This is a genomic window from Methanosarcina mangrovi (assembly GCF_052057765.1).
In the GTDB taxonomy this organism is placed as follows: Archaea; Halobacteriota; Methanosarcinia; order Methanosarcinales; family Methanosarcinaceae; genus Methanosarcina.
The window spans coordinates 3,747,206-3,770,729 of the sequence record NZ_CP195120.1 but is presented as its reverse complement, the minus strand read 5'-3'; the positions used below and the strand labels follow the sequence as shown (position 1 = coordinate 3,770,729).

Here is a 23,524-nt window from a genome sequence, read left to right as displayed (position 1 = left end):
TTCTGAAAAACTCAGTTTCTATTAATAAGTTTCTCTAAAAACGGGACCCCTTCTTCGGATTTGAATTTTGGGATTTCCCAGTTCTGAGTAATTTTTCTTCGCAGGGATTTTTCCTCTTTGCCGGATACCGGATTAAAGCCCCGGACTTCCGATTCTTCTTTTGAGATAATGACTCCCCTCCTCTGCCAGGCAGGAAGCGCCGCAAGGTTGATTCCTCTCTTAAAAAGCATCTCATGGATTTCAGACTCTTTTTTTCCTTTCAGACACTTTGCAGCTTCGTTCTTCCCCAAGCCTTCGTTTCTGAGGGCATAGTATCCCCAGGAAGCCACAAAGTTGCGCCAGGCTTCCAGTTGCCTCCAGTGAAAGTACTTAGGGATTTCTTCCTTTTGAAGGGCCACAAGTCTGGAATCAAAAGCTATGGGTTCTTCAAGCCGCAGTTTTATCGTAAGGGCACTTCCCAGGAAGCTAGCCACAACAGAATCCATTTTTTCCACTCTGCCGTCAAAAGGAAGGTCTGTGAACAGAAAGCTGATTTCATCTGAAAAAGTATAGGCAAAAAGAGGGCTTAAACCGCTTTTTTTAATGAAGAGTTCGGCAGTATCCGCCATTGCTCTGGCGAAGGTTTTATCATAGGGTTTCTCAAAGCCCAGGCCTGAAAGTGTATTTTTGAAATTCCTGCCGTCAGCGCGCAAGACCACTGGCGGGATACAGCGCATTTCAGCATAGATTTCCCGGGTTTTCATATACCTTTTCTAAAGACCATTCAGTCTTCTTTCCTCTTTTTGTATCTCTGGATTACGTCTCTGATTATGATAATGTCTGCTGCTGTTATAACCCACCGGTAGGGAATGATAATACCTCTGCTGCTGATATCAAAAAGTTCCCTGTTAATGTCCGAAACAGCAAGCCCGGTAACTTTCTGTTCCTCTACATCAATTACAAGGTCCTGCAACTTCCCTACATAAACACCGTTGTTTGTGTATATGTTTAGGCCAAAGAGTGATGTGAGTTCTGCGCGCATTATATCCCTGCTCTATTAATTATTTAATTAATTTAAGTTATCTATGCATCCTAAATTTATTTAAATATCTTCCTCTACCTTATATGAAAAACATACTTATATATCTTACAGTTTTACTGAGCTCTTTTTTCTATAAATAAATGATAATCCCGGATTTTACAGTTCTACTAAATTTTAATGTTTGCGATTAACGAATTATCTATTGTCTTTTTAAGGGAAAAATGATTTTAAATCTACTTTATAGGATAAATACTCCATGTTTAAGTTTTATCTGAGGTGAGGGAGTTTTTCTCTATTAAGTTCTTTTTCTAACTGTCCCTACAGGAAATTTTGCTTTTTTATAGTTCAATAGTAGAATGAACCGGGAGATCAGGCAAAACTGGGAAATTGGGCAGGTCTCCGGGAGTCATTATAACCCGCCGGGAAAAATCTGCTGATTTTTTACCTTTACAGAGCCCACTCCTTTGTTTATACTTCCCTTTCAGCTCTGCTCTTTTTTCACTTGATCTATTTTCAGCTTGATCTTTTTTCACTTGATTTTTTTTCACTTGATCTTTTTTAGCTTGATCTTTTTTAGCTTGATCTTTTTTAGCTTGACCTTTTTTAGCTTGATCTTTTTTAGCTTGATCTACTTTCAGCCTGATCTGTTTGGTCTGCTGGATTTATTTCTTATACCTCCAGCTTTGAGATTTCCCTTTTGATCGTTTCGGAGGATTTTCCGAGTATCTCGTACTGGTTTTCATCAAGCTTGAGCTCCAGGACTTCTTCTATCCCGTTTGCTCCCAGTTTTGCGGGCACTCCAAAGTAAATTCCATCCTGCCCGTACTGTCCTTCAAGGTATGCAGACGCCGGAAGGATGCGCTTTGAATCTTTAAGCACGGCTTCTGCCATGCGCACAATTGCCGCAGACGGGGCATAAAAAGCACTTCCCTGTTTGAGAAGTCCTACTATTTCGGCTCCTCCGTTTACCGTCCTTTCCACAAGCCTGTCAATTGTTTCGTCCGGGAGCAGTTCCGGAAGCGGAACTCCCGAGACTGTGGTATACTGGGGAAGGGGGACCATAAGGTCTCCGTGTCCTCCTATTACCAGTGCCTCGACATCCTTTTTCGAACACTTCAGCTCTTCTGCTACAAAGCTTGCAAAACGCCCCGCATCAAGCACTCCACTCATCCCGAAAACCTTTTTTGTCTCAAAGCCTGTTGCTTTCAGTGCCACATATGTTATAATATCGAGCGGGTTTGTGACGTTTATAACAATGGAGTTCGGAGCATACGTTGCAATATTTCGGGAGATCTCTCCTATTATTTTCGAATTAGTTTTCATCAGGTCTTCCCTGCTCATTCCGGGCTTTCTGGCAATTCCGGCTGTAATGATCACAAGGTCAGAGCCGGCAATATCTGCATAATCGTTAGTACCTGTTACCCGCGTATCATAACCATTTATTGCCCCTGCCTGCATGAGGTCAAGGGCTTTTCCCTGCGGTAGCCCTTCCACAATATCTGTCATGACAATTTCGCCAGGTTCCAGTTCGGCCAGCCGCTGGACTGTGGTCGCACCTACATTTCCTGCACCAATTACAGAGATTTTAGCCATAACTTGTACACCTGTATCAAAGATTTATTCTCAGGAGGCTTTTTTTACTCTTTCCTTACTTCTGCATTTAAAAATCGATTCTGAATTTCAAATCGGTCTGGTGGTAACTATTCTTTGTATTTATTTTTTTGGCTTTCTAGAAATCCTGGACTTGCCTTTTCCCCCAATCTCATTTAATTGAACTATATAGCCCACTTTAGATTTACCCCGCAAGAGATAGAATAAATTCTATTATAACTGACTAAGTATATTAACCTTGTCTGCATGCTTCCTGGCTGAGTTCTTATGGCAGGTTGACCATTAATAATTCCTCAACATCACCTGACTCAGATTAATACCGTTCAATAGGGTTCTGTTTAGTGAATAGTTCTGCTTAAATAGTTCTGTTTAAATAATTCTACTTAAATAGTTCTGTTTGGCGAGTAATTCTTCTGATGGTTGATCCTCTGCTCTGACCCTTGATCCCGGGTTTATATTTCTTGAAAGCTACTGTCTGCGTTCTATATCACTTTCAGTCCTCATGCAGTATTTTTATTAAAGATCACCTCCAATGAGTCAGGGGAAAAATGCTGAAGAACACATATATTCACATTCCGGGCATAGGCAAAGCTCTTGAACAGAAAATCTGGGCTTTGGGAATAAATAGCTGGGACGAGTTCCTGGAAATGGAAGATAGAATCTCAATTCCTCTCTCAAGGAAAACAAGAATATGTGAGGAAATAAAGATCTCTTCCAGGCATCTGGCTGAAAAAGATTGCTTCTTTTTTTCACAGCGCCTGCCGTCTGCAGAACACTGGAGGACTTATTCTCTGTTTTCCGACTCTGTCGCTTTCTTTGACATCGAAACCACAGGGCTTTCCCCGGGCAGGGATAGGATAACCGTTGTTGGAATCTATGACGGGAATGAGTCCAAAATGTATGTGAGGGGAATCAACCTTGATGACATAGTGGAGGAGTTTTCAAAATACAGGCTGCTTGTATCCTTTAACGGAGCTCGCTTTGATATTCCTTTCATAAAATCCGAATTTCCCGAACTGGAGTTCAAGCAGCTCCATATCGACCTGATGTATCCCCTCCGGCGTATCGGGTATGGCGGAGGTCTAAAAAATATCGAGAAGGTGCTTGGAATTCGCAGAAGTGAAGATACGGATGGTATGGACGGGTTTGATGCGGTCAGGCTCTGGAGGCAGTACGAGAAGGGCGATAAGGGAGCTCTGGATCTGCTTCTTAAATATAACCGGGAGGATATAGTCAACCTGAAAACTATTATCGAACTTACTTACCCTAAAATGGTTCAAAAGGCTCTGAAGCCGTGAATCAGTGCGTTTTCCTCTCAGGAGCTCGCCAAAAAGTAGAAATGTCAGCAACAGGTATATATTGTCAGTTAGTAACTTATATACCTATATTTCTGTTCTGGATTTTGGCCTTACTGATTCATTGCTAGCTTTTATGGCAAAATCTTGCATGAAATCTTGTACGTAATTGCACAGGCTCACTATGGTATTGAACGCTATCCGTATGCTCTAAAAGAAAGGGGAATTCAATGGCAGTAACACTGAAGTTCGGGGATAAAGTCACCGTTGCAGATGTAAGAAAACTCCAAGACATGGAAGATGTGGTGTTTGACAGAGAATGGTTTGAAAGGACCTATGAGCGAAATAAAGACATGTATTATATGTTCAGGGACCTGGCCAAAAGTGATGCCGATCATGGGGCAATCGAATCCCATCACCTCAGATACGATATTACAAAAATCCCTCCCGGGATGCTCGGGTCGGAATATGTTAAAACCGTAGGTCACTACCATCCGCCGGTTCCCGGTACGGATGTCTCCTATCCCGAAATTTATCAGGTGCTTGACGGTTCTGCTACCTATCTGTTGCAGAAAGTGGAGCCTGGAGAAGAGGACATCGTTCTGGATGTGGCAGTCATCAAAGCAGAAAAAGGAGATCTTGTGCTTGTCCCGCCCGGATACGGGCATGTCACAATAAACGCTTCGGACAAGACTCTTGAGATGGCAAACTGGGTTTGCCGTGATTTCTCTTCGGTATACGAGCCTATAAAAAGACTTTCCGGAGCTGCTTATTTCCTTCTTAAAGACGGCTTTGCCAAAAACCCCCTTTACAGGGATATCCCGCCCATTCGTTATCTTAAGCCCCTGGGTTTTGACGAAATCGGGCTTGTATCCGGTGAAAGCATGTATGATCTTGTAAATAGAGCTGAGAAATTAAGGTTCTTATCGGCTCCTCAGGACTATATGGGTTTCCTGGCGGGAGTGCTGTGATGAGGTTCCGGGATATGTGCGATTAACACTCCACATTTTTTCTGAAGAATCCTCTCAGAAACCTTAATTTTAAACCTTATTTTTATTCTCTTAAAACCTAATTTTTATCTTTTTATTGTATCCTTAAATGGTAGGGACTTATAGCCATGGATTTGCAGACATAGGGCTGACGCCAATAGGAAATATATTTTTTTCTCAATGCGATCGAGAGGATATTTTTTTCTAGCGGGAGGATAATTTTTCTCCTGCAATACACAACTTATAATAGGTATTAATACTTTCAAATACAGGAGGGTTGAAATGCAAAAAAATGGATACCGTATTCAGTTTACATCATCCAGAATCAGAGATCTCATGTACAGGACTACATTTAATCCTAAAAAGATGGATGGCGACGTCATACTTAATCTCTCGCTTATCGATAAAAAAGACCTGGACGATGTGCTCGGGATCTTCAAGATGGTAATTTCAAGCGGGCTTTCCGTGACACCTTACGTAAAAGTCATTTCCGAAGGGGAGTCAATCGGAAACCTGACCGTTGGAACAGGAAAAGTAGGCATCGGGACTGTTTGCAGTATAACTATTGATGGCGTACTACTAAAAGCAGGAATTCCTGTACATCCGAAGCTCGGAGGGGTTGTTCAGATCCGAAACGGGATTCCCGTACGTTTTACTGATGTGCTGACATATGTGAGCACAACCGTAGATCCTCTGGAAGTCCTGATGTCTCAGGGAATAACTTCCGTATCTGAAATGCTCAGGACAGGTTCGGGCAAGGTTCTTGCAAACCTGAGGGAGGCTCCCATGGTTGCAAGAGATGCGATCGAAAGCACACTTTCTGACCTTCTGGACGCAGGCTTCAGCGGAATTTTAGAAGTAGGAGAGCCAAACACAAGGGTTCTGGACATCCCTATTGAGAGAGACCATCTCGGGATAGTCGTCATCGGAGGAACAAATCCGATGGCTGTCGTGCAGGAGTATGGAATTCCTATCGACACGAGTGCAATGTCAAGGTTAATTCCTTTCAAGGAAATGAGCCGGATTGAAGATTTGGTCTGAAATCTGTTTATGACCTCTATTCCAGCCTCTCTTTCCCTTATTTCAGCGAGCTCTGAATTTGCTTTTCAAGGAAGCCGGCTTTTCGGAATTCTTTCCGGAGGGCGGCTTTAATCATCTTGAGCCTGTTTTTCGTCGAAGCTGTTCTCCTATGAAAAGGTCAAGTTTTCGGGCAAAATCTTCCTTCATGTTTACAGGAATAGTTGCTCCTGCGGCAATATCGTGTCCGCCGCCTGCTCCCCCGACCTCGGCCGAGACCGTTGACATTGCTTCAGACAGGTTTATTCCCCTGCGGATCAGGTCCTGTGTCCCTCTTGCCGAGACCTTAATTCCTCCTTCCGTGTTTGCAAAGGCGATAATCGGAAGATTTCGGTTTTCAACTATTGTGGAACTCATGCCTGCAATTATTCCTACAATGGTCTCCTTTATCTGCGAACCTGCATCGAAGTACTGGATGTTCTCGAGCTGAGTTACCCCTTTTTCTTTAACGTACATAAGCCCGTTAACGAGGTTCTGCCTGTGTTCGGCAAGCAGTTTTCTGGCGTCTTCATAGGCGTTTTCCCTGTCCCCCATGCAGACTGCAAGCCCTATATCAGCATGGTCGTACCGGGCAGTAGCATTTAGGAGCGTGGAAAACTCCGATGCATCCCTCATTTCCGTTCCTTCTCTTTCATTGAGAAGCACGTACACCTCGCCTATCAGGCGCTCGATCCGGTATGAAGGGATTCCTGATTTAAGGCAATACTGGATGAGGCCTGAGACAATTTTCTGTTTTTCCGAAACCTCAAGGTCTATCCAGCGTCTCCAGCGTTCATCCTGGCTGTAACGAATATTCAGGGTATGAAGAAATTCTATGCAGGCCTCTTCATTTCCGGTGAGTCCGGGGAGGTAAGGGTCAGAAGAGTACTGAAGAAGTTTGTAAATCGGGCGAGTCTGTTTTCCGAACAGGGTTAGATCTTTTCTGAACTCAAGGTGCCCTCCTTGCACCCCTTCTTCCAGAATTCGCCTGTTAATTCCTACGAGCTGCCCCATTTTCAGGTGCTGCATATCCCCCACAGCCCCTACTATGGCAAGCGAGGAAAGGTCTCTGTTCTTTCCGAGGGCTGAAGCCAGAAGGTAAGTGGTTCCTGACCCGCTCAGTTCGTAAGACCCGTTTGCCCCAAAAAGGTGCGGGTTGAGGTGAAGATCCATAGTTCCCTGGGGCTGGTGGTGGTCTGAGATGACGGCATTGATCCCGCGGGATTTTATCTGTTCGCACATCCCGCTTCCGAGGTCCGTAAAAACTACAAATTCGTGATTTTCATCCGCGATAGCGTCAAGGGCTTTTTCATCGAGCTGCTTTACAAAACGCGCTGTATATTCGAAATTTCCCCGCTCAAGTGCTGTGCAGATAATCCCTGCAGAGGTCAGCCCGTCCGCGTCAATGTGGGATACGATGTGTACTGACCTGTGCTTTTTTATCTCTTCTGCACACCTGTCTGCTTCTTTTCTGAATGCTTCCATAATTTCAGTCATTGCTCTCTCCGGGATTCTCTGCTGCCTCAGTTTGACTGTTTTTTTCCCAGCGGTTTTTTCTTTCCCATTCCTTCGGGTTTATCATGTAATCTTTTCCGTCCCTTTTCATTTCCGGAAAATTTCGAATTTCCTGTACTGTGAGTTTAAGATTTTCTGCATGATAACTCTTCTCCAGCTCTTCCCAGGGGACCATATATGCTGCTCTATCGCGGCCTGTCCCGAAGCGAAGTTCCACTGCAAGGAATCCCCTCCTTCCCGATCTGTTCAGGTAGTCTGAAATCCTGTCTATCTGATGGACGCCTTTTTTGTCTACGGTAAAATGCTGGGAAAAGTAAAGTGCGTTTGCTCCTTTATCTACAGAAATACTCTTGCATTCGATCCCCAGGTACAGGTCCGGGTCCAGGGAATCTACAAGCACGTCAAGGAACTGGGAAGTAAACCTGTGCTGTTTAAGCCGATAGGAGATAGCTCTTATGCCGTTTTCCTCAATGTATGCGTTAAATGAGTTTACAAGCACGCGTTCGAACTCGGTCATAAAATCTTTTCTCCTGTTTTTCTCTATTTTATTTAATCTTTTTATTTGAAATGTGAGGGCTATGCCCTGTTATCTATAAACTCCTCTAAAGATGGCAAGAATAATGCATACATGCAACAAATGGTATATGCCGATGGTAATAAGGTAACGAATATCTATGACGGGAATATTGGCGTTAGGGTAAGTTAATCGTTATACGTCTGATTGTTATTTCTAAAAGTAATTTTTAACCTGAAGGATAGTTTCCTTTAAAAGCTTGCTGGTAACTGGAAAATCCAAATCCATTAATTTCGGACACATTTTTCCTGAATCAATTATGGAATATATGAGACTTACTTCAGGATATGTCTCTGGCTAATTAAAAAAAGTAAAGCAGGGAATTTTGCCGGAGAATAAATGCCGATCAGGATTCTGATCGGCTTATCTGGAGTTTTATTTCAATTCGATATGATAAAGGTCACAAAGTCCGGGCTGAGCCTTGTCTCTCTTACAAGTCGTTCTATAGTGTCTTCATCAGAAAGACCTTCTTCCTTTAGTTCCTTTATGCGGTCAAACACATGCTGGGAAACTTCGGAATATTCGTTGATGTCTTTTCTGTGGCCCCAAACATCGCCTTCAAGTAAAGCAATGTTCTGCATTGAAAGATACATCTGTGCAGAACTGGAAATGGTTCTCTTGTACGAGCTTGGGATGTGGATCGCTTTTACTTCCGGACACTTCAGAATGAGTTTAAAAATGTCCTTGTTAGACGGTCTGAATGCGAGATGGACAATTTCCTCATTGAGCTTTAAAGTGTCAATTTCTTCTTTTGAGCTTACAACTCTAATTTTCATTTTTATCACCGTTCTTTCCAGGTTTTTTAGAGTTTGTTTTAGGGTTTAATTCAGGGTTCTTTTGGGTTTCTTTGTTTAATTAGGGTTTAATTTCGGGTTTCTTAGTTTTAATTAGGGTTTAATTTCGGGTTCCTTAGTTTTAATTAGGGTTTAATTTCGGGTTTCTAGTTTTAACTCGAATTTAATTCGGGTTTTTTTAGTTTAATTCAGGGTTTTTATGTCTGATTCAGGGTTTTTTTCGGGTTTAATTCTTTATTCGTTTTTATTTTTAAATTCAAAACCTGAATGGAGCTTTGAATCGGATATATTACGTTTTTTATTATGTTAAGATCTCATAATATTTATTTTTTTATGAATGTTTTTTTACTTTTATTTTAATCAAAAATTTATTCCTGAAACTAAATCTATTAATAGCCTTAATTTTGAGCATTCTGATTTTCGTTCTCAGAATTTAAAATTCATCTTTTACGGATTTACCTTTAAATGGTCAGCACCCTTTACCTGAATCTTGAAGAGTATTTTTTTCCCGAACCAAAATTTGACATTTCATTCTAAGGGTATAAGTATTTTACATAATTAGCGAAGGTGGGTATACGTTAATATACCATACTATTTAACATTTTTCTGCAAATTTTTTCCCTGTGAAATCCATTAATTCGGATGCTACGGACAGGGATTTTAGTTAAATAGTTCTTTTTTATTTTCTATTTTTTCCTTATCTTTCAGGTAACACGGATAAAATACTCCCCATTTCTATTATGTTTCTAACTTTTTTTAGGACCCCAATAATTATTTTCCCCTCGACGGATAAACAACAATTATTCAAAATGTGTTCTACCGTCTTTGGTTATTCAATCTGACTAACGTATATATTTTGACTTCTGCTTCAATATTATTATTCAGTTGACTTACTTTATTTACACAGTACTATTTATATTTTTACATTAATTATATTTGATAGATCTTATATCTTTAATATATATGTGGTGGTATAAAGAAAAAGTTATGATATTCAATTTTGTTGCTCTCCTTTTATTGATTTCTTATTTCTCTCTATTGACCTGATTATTGAGACTGTAGTTATCTTCCTAGAATGTTTGACTCCCACAAGCAAATCTCTCTAAACTTTGTCTGTCCAATAATACTACTATATTTTTATATTAATACAATTTATTGGTACCTTATATACAATCAAAATTTATATATTTCATCTACTGTTTAAGCCTCTTCCTTAAATCTGAACTAAACTGTAGGGGGAAAATTTTCCGTAATCTGAGTTTTTGCAGGAGTCAGTTTCAGGTAAATTGGAAAATAAAAGAGAGTCGAAAAAAAGTTATTGTAATGAGAGTTAAAAAAAGTTGTTGTGTTAAGTCCAGGGTTGGAAAACTCAGTTTAAAAGCATTGTATTCAGTTTAATGTATAAAATTTGTTTACGGCATAAAGGGAAAAAGAGGGCTATTTTTCAGCCCTTCAGGGTCTTTGCCATATAAACTCCGTCGAGAGTATACCCGAGTTTTCGGTAGTATTCTCTGGCCCCGATTCCACTGATTATTGCAAGTTTCCCGTAGCCGGCTTCGGATGCGATCATTTCCGCGTGCTCAATAAGTTCTTTCCCATAGCCCCGGTGCTGCCATTCCTTTTGTTTTGCCCCTTTTCCGACAGGAACCATGGAGCCGTAAACATGCAGTTCTCTTATCAGGGCGGAGTCCTGCAGTTCCTGGCGGTGGGGGGCTGCCGGGAAACGCAACCGGGTAAAACCTATAAGGACATCTGCCGAAATATCCTCAAAAGCAATGAAATGTTCTGTACCGTTGCAGGCTTCGTAGGTTTCCATAGTAAGTTCGATATCTTTTTCGTTTATCCTTCTTCCTTTCAGGCTGTTATGTCCTACTTCCCTGCAGCGTATACAGCGGCATTTACCTCCTTTTTCCCGGAGTTTTTCCTCTGCAAGCTGCCTGAGGTTACTCTTCCTGACGCCTGCAAAGATCTGGTGGGCGGGAATATCCCGCTGGATGCGCTGGAGTCTTACCCATTTGGGCAGGACGGCTTTTATGTCTGCAACAAGCTCTGCAGCCTCTTCATCGGAAAGGGCCTGATATTCTCCGGCTTCCCACATCCTGTACAGTGCTGTGCCTTCGGTCACAAGGGTCGGATAAATTTTGAGGTAATCCGGCCTGAAACGCGGATCTTCAAAGAGTTTTTTAAACCCTCTCAAGTCGAGTTCGGAATCCGCTCCCGGAAGGTGGGGCATCATATGGAAGCCTACCTTAAAAGCGCTGTCTCTTAAAACCCGGTTAGCTCTGACTATTTCTGCAACTCCGTGTCCTCTCTGCATCCGGGTCAGGATAAAATCATAAACACTCTGGACCCCAAGCTCAACCTTTGTCCCCCCAAGCCTGAGGAACTCGTCCACATGTTCTTCTGCTGCCCAGTCGGGACGGGTCTCAAATGTTATGCCCACGTTCCGGATATCAGCTACTTCGTTAGCTTTCTGGACCTCTTCAAGCGGGATGTAAGGGGAGGCTTTGCCGATCTGCCAGGCGTTTTCCCTCCATTCGGTGCCTGTGAAATCGTTCATTGCCTCAAGACAGCGTTTGCTGAACCACTCCTGATAGTCGAGGCTGCGGGCTGAAAATGTGCCTCCCATGACTATCAGCTCCACCTTCTCCACATCGTGGCCTATCTCCTTTAACTGAGATAGCCTGGACTGGACCTGGGTGTAAGGGTCAAACTCGTGTTGAATTGCTCTCATCGCTGCAGGTTCTCTTCCCATATAGCTCTGAGGGGATTTAAACGCTGAATTGGGGCCGCCGGGGCAGGGCAGGCAAACGCCGTGAGGGCATGGGGCAGGGGATGTCATTACGGCAATTACCGCAACTCCGGAAATTGTCCTTACGGGTTTTCGCCTGAGGAATTCTTTTATTACCGCCTGCTCCCCGGGCGTACCCTGCATAATGATATCTCCGTTTCTGGGCAGGCTGGCAAGACGATGTAGTTTACTTACGTCTTTTTTTACTTTGTTCAACTGGTCTTCGTCTTTTATTTCACCGGCAAGTACCTTTTCAAGGACACTCCTGCAGGCCCTGTTATAATCAGCTTCCTTCATTTCAAATTCCGTCTATTCCGGGTATTTTTCCCGGCTCTTTCTTTCCGATAGCAGTTTTACCTGAAAGGTTCTTTTGGGACTGATAATTTAGTTGTGGGACTTTCGGGTCCGTGTATTTTGAGTTCCCGGTTTTGCCGCTTTCGATAAGCTCGCTCTGCTTAAACCTGTGTGTAAACCTGTGTGTAAACCTGCTACTGCATTTTAAAAAAGATAATTTTATTTTTCTTTTCGTACGGATGACCGTTCAATCCTTTTAATATTGTATAGGTGAGTGTATCATAAGATTTCTATAATTGACTTTCATAAGATCTCTGTAATTGACTTCTCTGAATAGAGTCTCAATTATGGTACCTGATTATCAACTGCTCTGAATGGAGTCTCAATTATAGTAAACAATGAGCCTCAATAATAGTAGCAGTTATAGTGTAATATAGTCAATTAGTATAATATAGTCAATTGATCTGAAGAGAGAATCAATTGACCTGCGTCATGGCTGTTGTTTTCACGGATATATTTCTCAGGTATCCGGAAGGGTTAGCAATTTCGTTTGTCTGGCTTTGATCAGCAGAAATCGAATCCTATGATAAAAGTTCCCTGACCCACTGCTGGCTTGAGGCCCATGACAGACCTTATGTATTCATCCGAAGGCGTGGAAGGAGATGCGAGCACAATGTTGTTTATGCTACCCACGCACTCTAAGTCCTTACATTTTTGGGGAGGGAGGACAACGGTGATAGGTTCCTTCCCTGCCTCCTTTGGCTTCGGTACTGCACTTCTGTAAATTACAAAATTTCCCATCACCATCATATCTTTACACTTTTTGCACTCTTCGAGTTTTTCGGGGTCATAGATATCCTCGCCTACTTTTTCCCCGTACTGCATGAGAACCACATTCGGTCCTTCAGGCCAGACATAGTCCATGTTGGTTGTAAAGGCTATGATTATCTCCCGCTTGAGAACTTCCTTGATCCCCTGATTGTCTCCGATTCCCATGCCCATCAGGACGGCACCTTCGGCTTTTTTCTCGAGCTCAAATATCTTTTCCTTATCTTCTTCATTCAAAATGTACGTATCTTCCACGCCTTTGATGGCTTTAATCCTGCAGAGGACATCCTGGATAATATCTTGGCATTCCAAAGCTGATACCCCGTGTTGTTTTTCAATCCTATGTTGCGTTGTTCATATAAAATATGATCTTATATAGTTTACCTGTCCGAAATCCGGGTACCCTCTCTTCAGGGCATCCTTTATTGAAGCTATTTCTCTACTCTTTTCTTTTATATATTCTTCCTATTTTATATTTCTTTTATTATATCGTCAATTTCTAATAGGCTGTATAATAGGCTGTATAATAGCTGTATAATAGCTGTATAATTATACTGTCGTTCGTGCAATATAATAAATTTTGACTTTTATTTATGTAAAATTAATGAAAGTCTATGTAAAAAATAACTCAATTGTTTCAAAAGTTTATTCTTACTTTCCCTTAATTCCCTAAATTTACCGGCTTTCCCTGGCCGGTTTCTTTACCGGTCTTTTTCCCGTCTTCTGGTGCGCTCAGCAACAGGACATACGTAAAAGACAGCTCTGTTTATGGGGTATTCAGGCACGTTTCTTTCTGGAAAATGCCTGCCAATGTATAATATGCGATGTATTCCGGTTGTCGGAATAATAAAGCCCTGCTCTGTTATGCAGTTGAGAACCGGCTGATATGCTCGAGGCGTAGAACAATTTTTCCCGCTTCAATAGCTTAAAATAAGCAAACCTCAAATAAATGGGGTTCTACATAATTGGTTTTTAGAATTAGTATTGTTTCAAATTCTTTAGCCCTTCTTCCAGAAACACATTATCCCTTTTCCATAGTGTTTTATAAGTATTTCGACTTTGTCTTCTATGTTAACCTCTGACGAATATTCTGCCCGGGTTCTTTCGACATTTACCGTCATTTGTATCGTTGTTTTGCGCTTTTCCTCTCTAATTTCTCTGAAATAGACCACAAAAGATTTAATAATGCAATTATTTTATAGAACACTTGTAATCCAATTTAGAGGGATACGGAGGGAATGAAATCCTCTTCGGCAATAGACGAAATGGACATGTCTGATTTGGTGAAGAATGGTGAAACCCTTTAAGTGTTTGATCCCGACACTTCTTCTTACATACGATATATCTTAACAAACATGGAGGAAACAACAAAATGAAGAGATTTGCAGCATTATCACTGGCTGCCCTCATGATTCTCACTGTATTTGCTTCCGCCGCAAGTGCAGTAGACGTAATTGAGATCCGTGGTCCAGTGTACAATGGCTCTGATATCGACGACATTATTGATACATATGGCGACGGTACCACCCTTACAATGGATGCAACTGACTTTGCAGCATTCTACTACGACATTGACGACAATGTAACAACCGAAACCCTTTCCATTAAAGACGTTGCAGGCACTGAAGGCAATGTCATTGGAGAAGGTGGAATTGTTTACGAGACAACTATCCAGCAGGTTGCATACGAATATGAAAATGCGGATGCCGGATGGGACAACTACAGCCTGATCGGCTTCTTCGCAGAGAAGTACATCCCGATCAACCCTGACAAGGCTGACAAGCTCGCAAAGCTCATCCTTGACAGCGATGACAAGTACACCATCAGAACCGGCGAACTCCTTGACCTCGGCGAAGGCTATGCTATCGAAGCCAAGCAGGTCGATGTTGACGGTGAGAAAGTCTGGCTCGAATTCACCAAGGACGGAGAATTCGTAGATGACGAAATCATCTCAGTCGGTACCGGTGACAACACCTGGGACGTCGAACTCGATGACATCGAGGACGAAGATGATGTCATTGTCCTCAGAGTCCATGTCAACCAGGTCTTCCAGGGCGCAGTCGACAGCATTGCCCAGATCGAAGGTCTCTGGCTTATTGACTACGCAAACGCAATGACCATCGAGTCTGACGACGAATTCGGTGAGCTTGATGATGTTTCAATCGACGGTGACACCCTTACCATCAGCAATGAAGACACCTTTACCCTCACCAGGGACTCCGACGAAGAAGTCGCTGAAGGCATCTTCTTTACCACAGCTGACACCCCCTCCAGTATGCTCAGGTTCTATGCAATGAAGGAAATCACAGACCCCGGCACCTACGAAATCAGAGGAAGGGTCGCTTCCGGCTTCGGTGACCAGGAATGGGATGCAACCAGCTTCGCAGGTTTCTACTATGACATCGACGACGACATCTCCACTGAAAAGCTCACAGTCTCCGACCTTAACGGAAACGTGATTCCTGAAGGCGGTCTCGTTTACACCACCACCATCGCAAACGTTGACTACGAGTACTACAACGAAGATGCAGACTGGGGACAGTACCCTGTTATCGGCTTCTTTGCAGAAGAGTACATCCCACTCAACCCTGACAAGGCAGACAAGCTCGCAAAGCTCATCCTTGACAGCGATGACAAGTACACCATCAGAACCGGCGAACTCCTTGACCTCGGCGAAGGCTATGCTATCGAAGCCAAGCAGGTCGATGTTGACGGTGAGAAAGTCTGGCTCGAATTCACCAAGGACGGAGAATTCGTAGACGACGAAATCATCTCAGTCGGTACCGGTGCCAACACCTGGGAAGTCGAACTCGATGACATCGAGGACGAAGACGATGTTGTTGTCCTCAGAGTCCATGTCAACCAGGTCTTCCAGGGCGCAGTCGACAGCATCGCCCAGATCGAAGGTCTCTGGCTCATTGATTACGCAAACGCAATGACCATTGAGTCTGACGACGAATTCGGTAACCTTGACGATGTATCCATCGACGGTGACACCCTTACTATCAAGAATGAAGACACCTTCACTCTGACCAGGGACTCCGAAGAGGAAATCGGCGAAGGCATGTACTTCATGATTGCTGACACCCCATCTTCCGAACTCAGGTACTACCCATACGTTGAGAAGACCATCGGTGAAGAAGAAGGCGAAGCAGAGACTCCTGAAGAAACCCCAACCGAGGAAGTTACTGAAACCGAAGGTGAAGAGGCAACTCCAACCGAGGAAGTTACTGAAACCGAAGGAGAAGAAACCCCAACCGAGGGAGGAGAAACTGAAACTGAGGAAGAACCCTCACCTGGCTTTGGATTCGTCTTTGGCCTTGTCGGACTCCTTGCAGTAGTCTACCTCGTCAGGAGGAACAACTAAATTTTCTGAGTGAAGGGTTTTCCTACCCTTCTCTCTTTTAAATTCTTTTTTGGTTTCTTTTTGCAGATAACTTTTTATTTGCAGATTTCTTAGTTCTGGCGATTCTTTATTCTGAAATCCTGATTCTTTAAACCGTCTGGTTTTTCAGGGTTTTACAGATCAAGGTGAAATACCATGAAAAAAAGTATAGCTTTAATATCTGTGTTTGCGGTTTTGATGATCGCGTTTTCAGGCTGCGTGGACAACAATTCCCCTGCAGTTAACGGGACAGACTCGGCCACTCCGGAAACAAATGCAATTTCTGAGGAAGATGTAGCCGGAATAAGCACACTTGAAACCCTTCCTGCAGGCTTTGAGTACGTTGATACCGTTCTGCTCTCCACAGATGAAATTAAAAGTGACTACAACGCTGAAAATGTCTCCGGGGTCCTTAACGTCTCCGAAGGGATCTACAAAGACTCTAATGAAACTAATTATTATGTAGATGTTATCGAACTTGAAGATGAAGACGCTGCAAACAATTTCATCGATGCATACAAAGCTTCTTTCCCTCCACTTAGTAATGGTTCCCGTTTTACGGATGTTTCTTTTAACGGGCACTCTGCCGTGATAATCACCGACTACATGACATCCGGAGGAAAAACCGTTCCCAGATATACCTACATCTGGAGCAATGAAAACTATGTGATAGTAGTCTTCGGAAACACTGCTGAAGAAGCTTCCATCAGGCAGCTGGCAGAAGCAACCGGATACTAATTCCTTTTCAGTAAAGTTGATACTTTTCAACTTTTTTATTTACTTTTTAAAGTCCGCGTCTCCGGATAAATCGGTTGATACTCTGAATCTTCAAAGTTGAAATTTTCTGTTTTCCTGTTCTACTACTTACAGGGCTGAACCTGCCTAGCCCGCCGTGAGAGAAAAAAGTAATACTTGAATTCGTACTGTCAACCGGAAGAAACTGAAATCAGAACTTTTCCGTATCCGAAGAATACTCCCCTTGACCCTGGAACCTTATTTTAGTTCACAGTTAAACATAAGCGCCTCCGCCAGCCTAGCTGGTGGTTCTTCCCAAAAAAGAAATACAGATTTAAAGAGAAATGAGATCGGAATTTCTTCCCTTTAACCTTTGAATTATCTAGACCAACAAGCGTTCTCAGAAACTCTTAATCTCCTTCTGTCTCTTTCTTCTTCTTCTTCTTCTTCTTCTTCTTCTTCTTCTTTTCCGTCTTTTTGAGACGACCGCTCTCCTGCGTCGAGCGGGACAAGAACGATTAATATAGCGAATAAAGTTGAACTGGCCAGCGATACCCTTAATTTAGTCCGCTTGGCTCAGTTCATTGCTCAGACTATCAAGTAATCCTCTTGAGCGAAGCGAAACGGACAGCGCACTGCAGAACCGCAACTCTGCCAAGGCGCAATTCGGGCAGCGAAACTCGGGAAGAACAACTCCGGTGAGCATCGGGAAAATAGGCAAATAAATAGGAGGTTATGAAGAACCGAAATGTAAAAAAAGGGCAGTAAAACGGATAAGAAAGAAACTCTTTGGAGTCTCTGTTTAATTCGATTTTATCCGCCATACATTTATTTCAAGTACTTCAAATAGTTCACTTTATAAGCAAAACGCCTTTTCCGCCGACGTTAACATCGCCTACGAACTTGCGGTATGTAACGCCTTCGACTTCTTCTGTCCCTTCTTCTTTGTAGGAGGGGAGCAGGTCGGACACCTCACCGTTGATTATGACGGTGCCGTTCTTCATTTCGCTTGCAGGCATGGTTGCATCGCCTTCGATGACTATTTTTCCGCCGTTGTTCGAGATTGCGGGAAGGAGCCCTACATCACCTTTTACGTGGATCTCTCCTCCGCACATGTGTTCGCCAAGGTAGTCCTTCGTATTGCCGTTGACGGTAATCTTTCCTCCGCGCATCCCGCAGGCCTCTCCGCGGTAACCTGCTCCGACATAATAGGAAGCGTTTCCGTTGAGAATAATTTCCCCGCCTGACATCTCGCAGCCTAGCCAGCTGTCAGCATTGCCATTGATTACGACTTTTCCGCCCGTCATGCCAAAGCCGCAGTGCATGTCCACGTTGCCGTTGATCTCGATCTCTCCTGCGCTCATGTTCTGCCCTATGCGTTTTACCCTGGAGACATCGCCATCGAAAACAATCTTTGTGTTTTCTACGGAGTCGTTACCCTCTACCTCTACATTGAAGAAATCTCCGAGAGGGAACTGTCCGTTTCCGTACCAGACAGGGATCGCCTTTATCTCTTCTGCGGGCTTGCCGGCAAAGTTGTCAGGATTTATGTTATCGGCTTCGATGGGGATTTTATTTGCTTTTTTGAGGGCAAGTTTTACGACCTGCATTTAGAACACCCCCTCCGTGTCGATTTCAACAGGCTTCTGGAGGTACGAGTCCTCAACCATGTAATTGGCTTTGCTCACGGTGTAGTACTTCCTGAATTTGCGGTCGATATCTTTCTGCATCGCAGCATCAATGCTTTCCGGAACTTTCGCGTTCACCCAGTAAGTCTTTCCTTTCGGGGTTTCTTCGATTTCTCCGTCTTTTACAACGATTTCTCCGCCTTTCAGAGTATATGCCGCACCTGAGAAAGCTTCCTTAACCTTTACGTACTCTGTCGAGGGGTCAACCTGGTCGGGCAGGAGGTCATAGATTGCAATGTCTGCATCCGAGCCAGCTTTCAGGTTTCCTTTCTCAGGCCTGCTGTACATCTTTGACTGGGTGCTCCTTGTCATGATAGCAAGCTCGTAGAAGTCCAGTTCCCTATCGATCCCGGGCAGCACCATCCTGTCAAGAGCCATCTTGGAAAAGCCTGAGATAACCTCTGCTCTCCTCTTTGCGCTCATAAGATAGGTAAAGGCTTCAGGGTAGTTAACAAAGGAGCCACCGTTAGGGCTGTCAGTTGTGAACATGACCTTCCAGGGGTCCTTTACGAGCAGGGCGAGTTCAAGCCCTATTGCCCACTGAACTGCATTTACGAAGCTTTTTGGGGAATAGAACAGAGGAACGACTCCGGACGCATCTTCCAGTTCGATGTCCTGGTTGCTCCATTTCTCGTGCAGCATTCTTGCATTTGCGTATTCCACAGGGCCGTCTGCAGTCATGGTCACTGCAGGGCCAAAGATTACCTGTCCAAGATCGAAAGTCAGGTGATCTGTTCCGTTTACATAGTCTGCAACCATCGGAGCTCCGGTCTCAAAGTCTCTCCAGGAAGTTCCTGCGTAGGCATTGAACTGTACGTGAGTCACGTGGAGAGCCTGCCTGTCCCGGCTAGGCTTAACTTTCTCAAAGAGCTTCATGGTCTCTATGGTGGTTGCATAGTTACCCGGCTTTCCGAGATTATTACAGTGCACGTGTACGGAGTGCGGAAGCTGCAGGCGCTCATTAGCTTCTGCGAGCCCCATCAGTATCTCGGCAGGAGTTACATCGAAGTTGGGGACAGGGTCATAAAGGCCGCTTACGTTCCTTCCCCAGCCCCAGGCTTCTCCGCCTCCGGGGTTTACAATCTTTACTCCGTAGCCTCTTGAAGCTTTCAGACCCCAGGCAATATAAGCTGCAAGTTTTTCAGGTTCCTTGTCCCGGATATACTCCATAACCTGCCAGTTGCTTCCGAAGAGAGACAGTCCCATTTTGTCGAGAATGGGGATTTCCTTGAATTCTTCATGGGTGTGCCTTGCGGCGAGCAGGGGGATTGCAGCTTCACAGATAGTTGTGTATCCGAGTTTTGCGTATCTGTATCCGATTGCGTAAGTGTTGGGAGTGTTGTATCCTACCTGCGCTCTCGTCTTCTCGGTGCGTGCGACCTGCCCTGACAGTCCGGGTACAGGGGTTCTCCTTGCATCGTTTGGGTTCATGAAGCGGCCCACGTTAATTTTACCTGCACTGTGGGTGTGCCCGTCAAAACCCCCTGCCATGGTAAGCTTGCCTTTTGCATCGATGACCTTCGCATTTCCGGAAACGCTGTCCACGATCTTTCCGTCTCTGATACAAATATCCATGGTTTCGCAGTTAATGCCCTGTGCCGGATCACAGACGCTGGCGTTTTTAATCAGAATTTCCGACATCTTATGCACCTCTTTTCAGTTCCCTTACCTTTGCAGTCAGGTCTTTTACGATTTCTTCGTCGGTCTTGAATCTGGTATCAATCAGTTTCTTCATGCGGAGGGAGATTGCATCCATACGATAAGCCGTACCTTCTGCTTCGATTCCTACGATTGCCGATGGGATTACCACGTCTGCAATTTCGGTTGTCGGGTTGGCATACGGGTCGATCTGGATTACAGGAATCCTTGCAAGGTGCCTGACTGCTTTTTGCGGGAAGTGGGCTCCTGCATCAGCTGCAGCTATAATTGCAGCATCCGGTTCCTCGCGCACAAGCAGGTCGTTTGCTCCGGTTTCTCCGGGGTTGTAGTATGGATAGCCTCTGGCAAAGTCGATTGCCATCGGGAAACCGGTTTCCCAGGTAGCTACCTGTCCGAAACCGGTAACGTTATAGTGCCCGCGCATCCCGATCATCACGGCTTTTGTGTGCTGGTTAAGATCTGAAATCAGAGAAGACATAGCGTCTCCGTTCTTGTATTTGGAACGGGATTGGGTGACTCCCATTCCGAAGAAAATACAGACAAACTTTGCATTCTTCAGGGTCTCTGCAAGTTCAAGGACTTCAGCCTTTGGAATACCTGCAACCGTCTCCGGAATAACGTCTTCGTGCCCGTTTATGATTGAACGAAGGGCGGTAACGAGGAGAAAGTCCGATCCCTGGTCAATCTCTACGTATTTATCAGCCAATTTTGCAGTGTCAGTTTTCCTGACATCAACAACTATCATTGTCCTGCCTTTCCGCCCTTTCTCCGTAAAGAGGCCTTTTGAAAAGCTTGAGTAACGGACCATGTGCCTGGGGTGGGCATGCACAGGGTTGCAGCCCCAGAAAATGATTACATCTGCCCGGTTCTTTATCTCTCCGAGGGTGGCTGAAGGTGACCCCTTTTCCTGGGCAGCAAGGGCTGTCGGCCCATGGCAGACGTTTGCTGTAGAATCTATTACCGAACCTGTTTCTTCGGCAAGCTGAATCGCTCCGCTTACGGCTTCACAGGAGGTGGAGCACCAGCCGTAGGAAAGGGTCCTCCTGGAATTTACGAGAATTTTTGCGGCAGCTTCGATCGCCTCTTCGTAGGAGACAGGGACAAGTTCTCCGCCTTTTCTGATCATCGGGGTCTCTATTCTGTCGTGTTCGAACATACCGACAAACTTGCTGTGCCCGAGGATGCAAGCGTTTTCTATTTTTGTTATTTTGTTGTTTTCAACGGTGACCGTGATATCGTCGCAGAGGGACCCGCAGAGGGAACATACTGCGTCTTTAATTACTGGCATATTTTTTCCTCCGAATTATTCAGTTCTTCCGGACCTGATGAAAATGTGATTTTTTGCTTCCCACAGGGCTGTTCACTCTTCCCTGTACTTTTTCATAAGGGACTTCATATCCAGGGGTTTTTCTTCCGTGGCTTCGATCTCTGCAGGGACGCCTTTGAATCCGGGCATTCCGCAGCCGTGGGTGTCAGGGTCCAGTACTGCGTTTGCCCAGGGGCCCATAGGAATAAAGGCAAGACCGTCAGGGTTTCCGTCGTTTGCCTTTGCAAATACCACCACTTCCCCAAATTCGGTGGTAACTTTCAGGCTGTTGCCTTCCGAGACGCCGAGTCTCTCGAGGTCAGCAGAGTTCAGCTCGCAGTAAGCACAGGCATCAAAGTAGCCTTTATGTGTCTTTGCTTCCAGATGTGCGCCCTGGTCGGCGGTCCTTCCGGATATGAGATTTGCTTTTATTTTCATGGAAATTCCTCATCTGGGGTTATACTAAAGTCTCTATAAGCTGAATCGTCATCTTGGTTGGATCTTTTAGTGTTAATTGATCAGATTAAACAGGTTCAGAAGTCCGTTGATAACGTTTAAATGGAATCTAAGGCCAGATTCGTAGCCGAGTTTCTTCTTTTGGGAGTAAACATCCGAAAGGTCCGGCTTTCAGTCCCCGTAGTTTCGGTGACTTTACTGTTTTATATGGGTCTAAGGCCTGACCTTCCCATCCGATGTTTATATCAAATTTTCGTTATAATTATATACTTTATATATATTTATACAGATTCAATAAATCTGTGGCATTTCCATAGTCATGCCTGATTGATAGGACCCCTTCATGGGCGACTTTCCGGGGTTTCCTTCGTTTTTAAAAATCCATTTGAAATACAAATATTATATCTTCTAAATTATATATTTATCTATTATGCTAACCATACCCCAATAATCCCTTTTATTATATATTACCATATTATGTTACGTTCGACATAACGTGCTTACTGTTACCCTTTCCATTTCCAAAATTCTGCTGTTCCGTCTGTTTTATTTTCCTGCCGCATTCCGGAGCAACAAATTATAGGTCTGGGGGGCAGTTATCGATTAAATTAGCAAAAAAGACACAAACTTCAGCTCATATTTTCCTTTATGAAAAAAAGCGGAGAGATTCGCAGGCTTATGGTTTTCATGGTAACTTCCTCATGCTCAAATTATGAAAAAAGCCCTGTCCCCCCTTTTCCGATCGTTACCCTTTAATATATGTTAATACATTTGTGTGTTGCAAGCCCGGATAGCCTAGTCGGTTGGGGCGCCAGACTCATAGGGACTTTATATGAGGCGTCTTTAATCTCCTGAGATATCTGGAGGTCGCGTGTTCGAGTCACGCTCCGGGCACCTTATTTTTTAAGATACTTTTCATTCTGTTTTCATGTTTCTTTGGTTTGCGGGATAATTTGTTATCATTTCCCCATACTGTATCTCGGCAGTTTTATTGTCTATCTAGGTAATGTAGAATAATAAGTTGATTTATAATAAGTTGATTTATAATAAGTTGATTTTTCAGGTTACTTGGATACTTGCTCTTTACATCCCATTTTCCGCGCTTTCTTGTTTTTTCTTTACCGGAGGTAAGCGCAAAAAACAGATTAAGCCGGCAAGGCAATCGAGGGTACAACATCAAAACTGAGGGGGTACGACCTCAAAAACCAAAATCTCTGGTGCTCACTTCCTTCTGATTTTCACCAGATGTGACGGAAACTGCTCTAACCGAATTGGAGTGACCTTTTTTGAGTTTCAGCATATCCACTACTGGCGCTGACAGAAGTACAAAATAGGACTGGAAATCAAATTTTTAAGAAAAGATTATTAAATTATATCTGGTTTTAAAATTTAATTCGAGATTATGTATAGTTAAGGAGAATTTAGTAATACTTTTATATTTTTATGTGCTACAAATGTTTGTTGTTAATATCTTTTATTCAGATTATCAGGTGATTAGTAGGGTAATTTACAAAAAAGGGTGTTTTG

General features: G+C 43.7%; 18 protein-coding genes and 1 tRNA gene. 6 read left to right on the top strand and 13 right to left on the bottom strand.

Translation table 11 applies throughout. The annotated features are described in order from the left end of the window. Positions 1-11: 11 nt before the first annotated feature. The 4 genes from ACSAZL_RS16635 to mdh form a co-directional block, all read right to left on the bottom strand. A complete protein-coding gene (locus ACSAZL_RS16635) occupies positions 12-743 on the bottom strand; it encodes a tRNA(His) guanylyltransferase Thg1 family protein (protein WP_440945713.1) in 732 nt (243 codons plus the stop codon). 20 nt (positions 744-763) lie between these two features. Continuing rightward, positions 764-1,021, bottom strand: a complete 258-nt coding sequence (locus ACSAZL_RS16630) for a PRC-barrel domain-containing protein (RefSeq protein WP_011020862.1) — start codon at positions 1,019-1,021, stop codon at positions 764-766. Positions 1,022-1,359: 338 nt separating this feature from the next. After that, complete coding sequence (locus ACSAZL_RS16625) at positions 1,360-1,569, bottom strand: hypothetical protein (RefSeq protein ID WP_440945712.1); 210 nt, start codon at positions 1,567-1,569, stop codon at positions 1,360-1,362. Positions 1,570-1,690: 121 nt separating this feature from the next. Next, complete coding sequence (mdh, locus tag ACSAZL_RS16620) at positions 1,691-2,614, bottom strand: malate dehydrogenase (RefSeq protein ID WP_440945711.1); 924 nt, start codon at positions 2,612-2,614, stop codon at positions 1,691-1,693. Positions 2,615-3,180: 566 nt separating this feature from the next. Between mdh and ACSAZL_RS16615 the strand changes: the two genes are divergently transcribed. The 3 genes from ACSAZL_RS16615 (at position 3,181) to nrpRII (ending at position 5,957) form a co-directional block, all read left to right on the top strand. Then, positions 3,181-3,930 carry a ribonuclease H-like domain-containing protein gene (locus ACSAZL_RS16615; protein ID WP_440945710.1) on the top strand — a complete coding sequence of 250 codons (750 nt, stop codon included), beginning with the start codon at positions 3,181-3,183 and terminating at the stop codon, positions 3,928-3,930. A gap of 227 nt (positions 3,931-4,157) precedes the next feature. Further along, positions 4,158-4,898: a glucose-6-phosphate isomerase family protein gene (locus ACSAZL_RS16610; protein ID WP_440945709.1), complete on the top strand. Its 741-nt coding sequence runs from the start codon at positions 4,158-4,160 to the stop codon at positions 4,896-4,898. A 300-nt stretch (positions 4,899-5,198) separates the two neighbouring features. Further along, the gene (nrpRII, locus tag ACSAZL_RS16605; RefSeq protein WP_440945708.1) at positions 5,199-5,957 is read left to right on the top strand and encodes a global nitrogen regulator NrpRII; all 759 of its coding nucleotides are present in this window, start codon (positions 5,199-5,201) and stop codon (positions 5,955-5,957) included. Positions 5,958-6,068: 111 nt separating this feature from the next. Here nrpRII and ACSAZL_RS16600 read toward each other — a convergent pair whose 3' ends face one another. The 5 genes from ACSAZL_RS16600 to ACSAZL_RS16580 form a co-directional block, all read right to left on the bottom strand. After that, on the bottom strand, positions 6,069-7,469 hold the full coding sequence (locus tag ACSAZL_RS16600; protein ID WP_440945707.1) for a DHHA1 domain-containing protein: 1,401 nt from the start codon (positions 7,467-7,469) through the stop codon (positions 6,069-6,071). After that, positions 7,462-8,004: a hypothetical protein gene (locus ACSAZL_RS16595; RefSeq protein ID WP_440945706.1), complete on the bottom strand. Its 543-nt coding sequence runs from the start codon at positions 8,002-8,004 to the stop codon at positions 7,462-7,464. The genes ACSAZL_RS16600 and ACSAZL_RS16595 overlap by 8 nt, the downstream gene beginning before the upstream one ends. Before the next feature lie 437 nt (positions 8,005-8,441). Then, positions 8,442-8,837: a DUF1699 family protein gene (locus tag ACSAZL_RS16590; protein ID WP_440945705.1), complete on the bottom strand. Its 396-nt coding sequence runs from the start codon at positions 8,835-8,837 to the stop codon at positions 8,442-8,444. 1,462 nt (positions 8,838-10,299) lie between these two features. Beyond that, positions 10,300-11,943, bottom strand: a complete 1,644-nt coding sequence (locus tag ACSAZL_RS16585; protein ID WP_440945704.1) for a tRNA uridine(34) 5-carboxymethylaminomethyl modification radical SAM/GNAT enzyme Elp3 — start codon at positions 11,941-11,943, stop codon at positions 10,300-10,302. A gap of 561 nt (positions 11,944-12,504) precedes the next feature. Continuing rightward, on the bottom strand, positions 12,505-13,080 hold the full coding sequence (locus ACSAZL_RS16580; RefSeq protein ID WP_440945703.1) for a hypothetical protein: 576 nt from the start codon (positions 13,078-13,080) through the stop codon (positions 12,505-12,507). Between the two features lie 1,060 nt (positions 13,081-14,140). Between ACSAZL_RS16580 and ACSAZL_RS16575 the strand changes: the two genes are divergently transcribed. After that, on the top strand, positions 14,141-16,135 hold the full coding sequence (locus tag ACSAZL_RS16575) for an S-layer protein domain-containing protein (protein WP_440945702.1): 1,995 nt from the start codon (positions 14,141-14,143) through the stop codon (positions 16,133-16,135). 174 nt (positions 16,136-16,309) lie between these two features. After that, a complete protein-coding gene (locus ACSAZL_RS16570) occupies positions 16,310-16,891 on the top strand; it encodes a hypothetical protein (protein ID WP_440945701.1) in 582 nt (193 codons plus the stop codon). 848 nt (positions 16,892-17,739) lie between these two features. Here ACSAZL_RS16570 and ACSAZL_RS16565 read toward each other — a convergent pair. From ACSAZL_RS16565 to ACSAZL_RS16550, 4 genes are all read right to left on the bottom strand, one after another. Beyond that, entirely contained in the window at positions 17,740-18,498 is a 759-nt protein-coding gene (locus tag ACSAZL_RS16565) for a formylmethanofuran dehydrogenase subunit C (protein ID WP_440945700.1), read from the bottom strand. Continuing rightward, entirely contained in the window at positions 18,499-20,217 is a 1,719-nt protein-coding gene (locus tag ACSAZL_RS16560) for a formylmethanofuran dehydrogenase subunit A (RefSeq protein WP_440945699.1), read from the bottom strand. It abuts the gene before it with no gap. 1 nt (position 20,218) lies between these two features. Next, positions 20,219-21,523, bottom strand: a complete 1,305-nt coding sequence (locus ACSAZL_RS16555) for a formylmethanofuran dehydrogenase subunit B (RefSeq protein ID WP_440945698.1) — start codon at positions 21,521-21,523, stop codon at positions 20,219-20,221. Positions 21,524-21,595: 72 nt separating this feature from the next. Continuing rightward, on the bottom strand, positions 21,596-21,979 hold the full coding sequence (locus ACSAZL_RS16550) for a molybdopterin dinucleotide binding domain-containing protein (protein ID WP_440945697.1): 384 nt from the start codon (positions 21,977-21,979) through the stop codon (positions 21,596-21,598). Positions 21,980-22,781: 802 nt separating this feature from the next. On the opposite strand from ACSAZL_RS16550, the gene ACSAZL_RS16545 reads away from it, so the two are divergent. Beyond that, positions 22,782-22,891, top strand: a tRNA-Met gene (locus tag ACSAZL_RS16545). Positions 22,892-23,524 lie beyond the last annotated feature (633 nt).

What these genes read in the sequence shown, in the direction of transcription:
- ACSAZL_RS16635 (WP_440945713.1), bottom strand. Translation starts at nt 743, where the DNA reads ATGAAAACCCGGGAAATCTATGCTGAAATGCGCTGTATCCCGCCAGTG.
- ACSAZL_RS16575 (WP_440945702.1), top strand. Translation starts at nt 14,141, where the DNA reads ATGAAGAGATTTGCAGCATTATCACTGGCTGCCCTCATGATTCTCACT.
- ACSAZL_RS16590 (WP_440945705.1), bottom strand. Translation starts at nt 8,837, where the DNA reads ATGAAAATTAGAGTTGTAAGCTCAAAAGAAGAAATTGACACTTTAAAG.
- ACSAZL_RS16615 (WP_440945710.1), top strand. Translation starts at nt 3,181, where the DNA reads ATGCTGAAGAACACATATATTCACATTCCGGGCATAGGCAAAGCTCTT.
- ACSAZL_RS16565 (WP_440945700.1), bottom strand. Translation starts at nt 18,498, where the DNA reads ATGCAGGTCGTAAAACTTGCCCTCAAAAAAGCAAATAAAATCCCCATC.
- ACSAZL_RS16585 (WP_440945704.1), bottom strand. Translation starts at nt 11,943, where the DNA reads ATGAAGGAAGCTGATTATAACAGGGCCTGCAGGAGTGTCCTTGAAAAG.
- ACSAZL_RS16600 (WP_440945707.1), bottom strand. Translation starts at nt 7,469, where the DNA reads ATGACTGAAATTATGGAAGCATTCAGAAAAGAAGCAGACAGGTGTGCA.
- mdh (WP_440945711.1), bottom strand. Translation starts at nt 2,614, where the DNA reads ATGGCTAAAATCTCTGTAATTGGTGCAGGAAATGTAGGTGCGACCACA.
- ACSAZL_RS16555 (WP_440945698.1), bottom strand. Translation starts at nt 21,523, where the DNA reads ATGCCAGTAATTAAAGACGCAGTATGTTCCCTCTGCGGGTCCCTCTGC.
- ACSAZL_RS16630 (WP_011020862.1), bottom strand. Translation starts at nt 1,021, where the DNA reads ATGCGCGCAGAACTCACATCACTCTTTGGCCTAAACATATACACAAAC.
- ACSAZL_RS16595 (WP_440945706.1), bottom strand. Translation starts at nt 8,004, where the DNA reads ATGACCGAGTTCGAACGCGTGCTTGTAAACTCATTTAACGCATACATT.
- nrpRII (WP_440945708.1), top strand. Translation starts at nt 5,199, where the DNA reads ATGCAAAAAAATGGATACCGTATTCAGTTTACATCATCCAGAATCAGA.
- ACSAZL_RS16550 (WP_440945697.1), bottom strand. Translation starts at nt 21,979, where the DNA reads ATGAAAATAAAAGCAAATCTCATATCCGGAAGGACCGCCGACCAGGGC.
- ACSAZL_RS16560 (WP_440945699.1), bottom strand. Translation starts at nt 20,217, where the DNA reads ATGTCGGAAATTCTGATTAAAAACGCCAGCGTCTGTGATCCGGCACAG.
- ACSAZL_RS16610 (WP_440945709.1), top strand. Translation starts at nt 4,158, where the DNA reads ATGGCAGTAACACTGAAGTTCGGGGATAAAGTCACCGTTGCAGATGTA.
- ACSAZL_RS16570 (WP_440945701.1), top strand. Translation starts at nt 16,310, where the DNA reads ATGAAAAAAAGTATAGCTTTAATATCTGTGTTTGCGGTTTTGATGATC.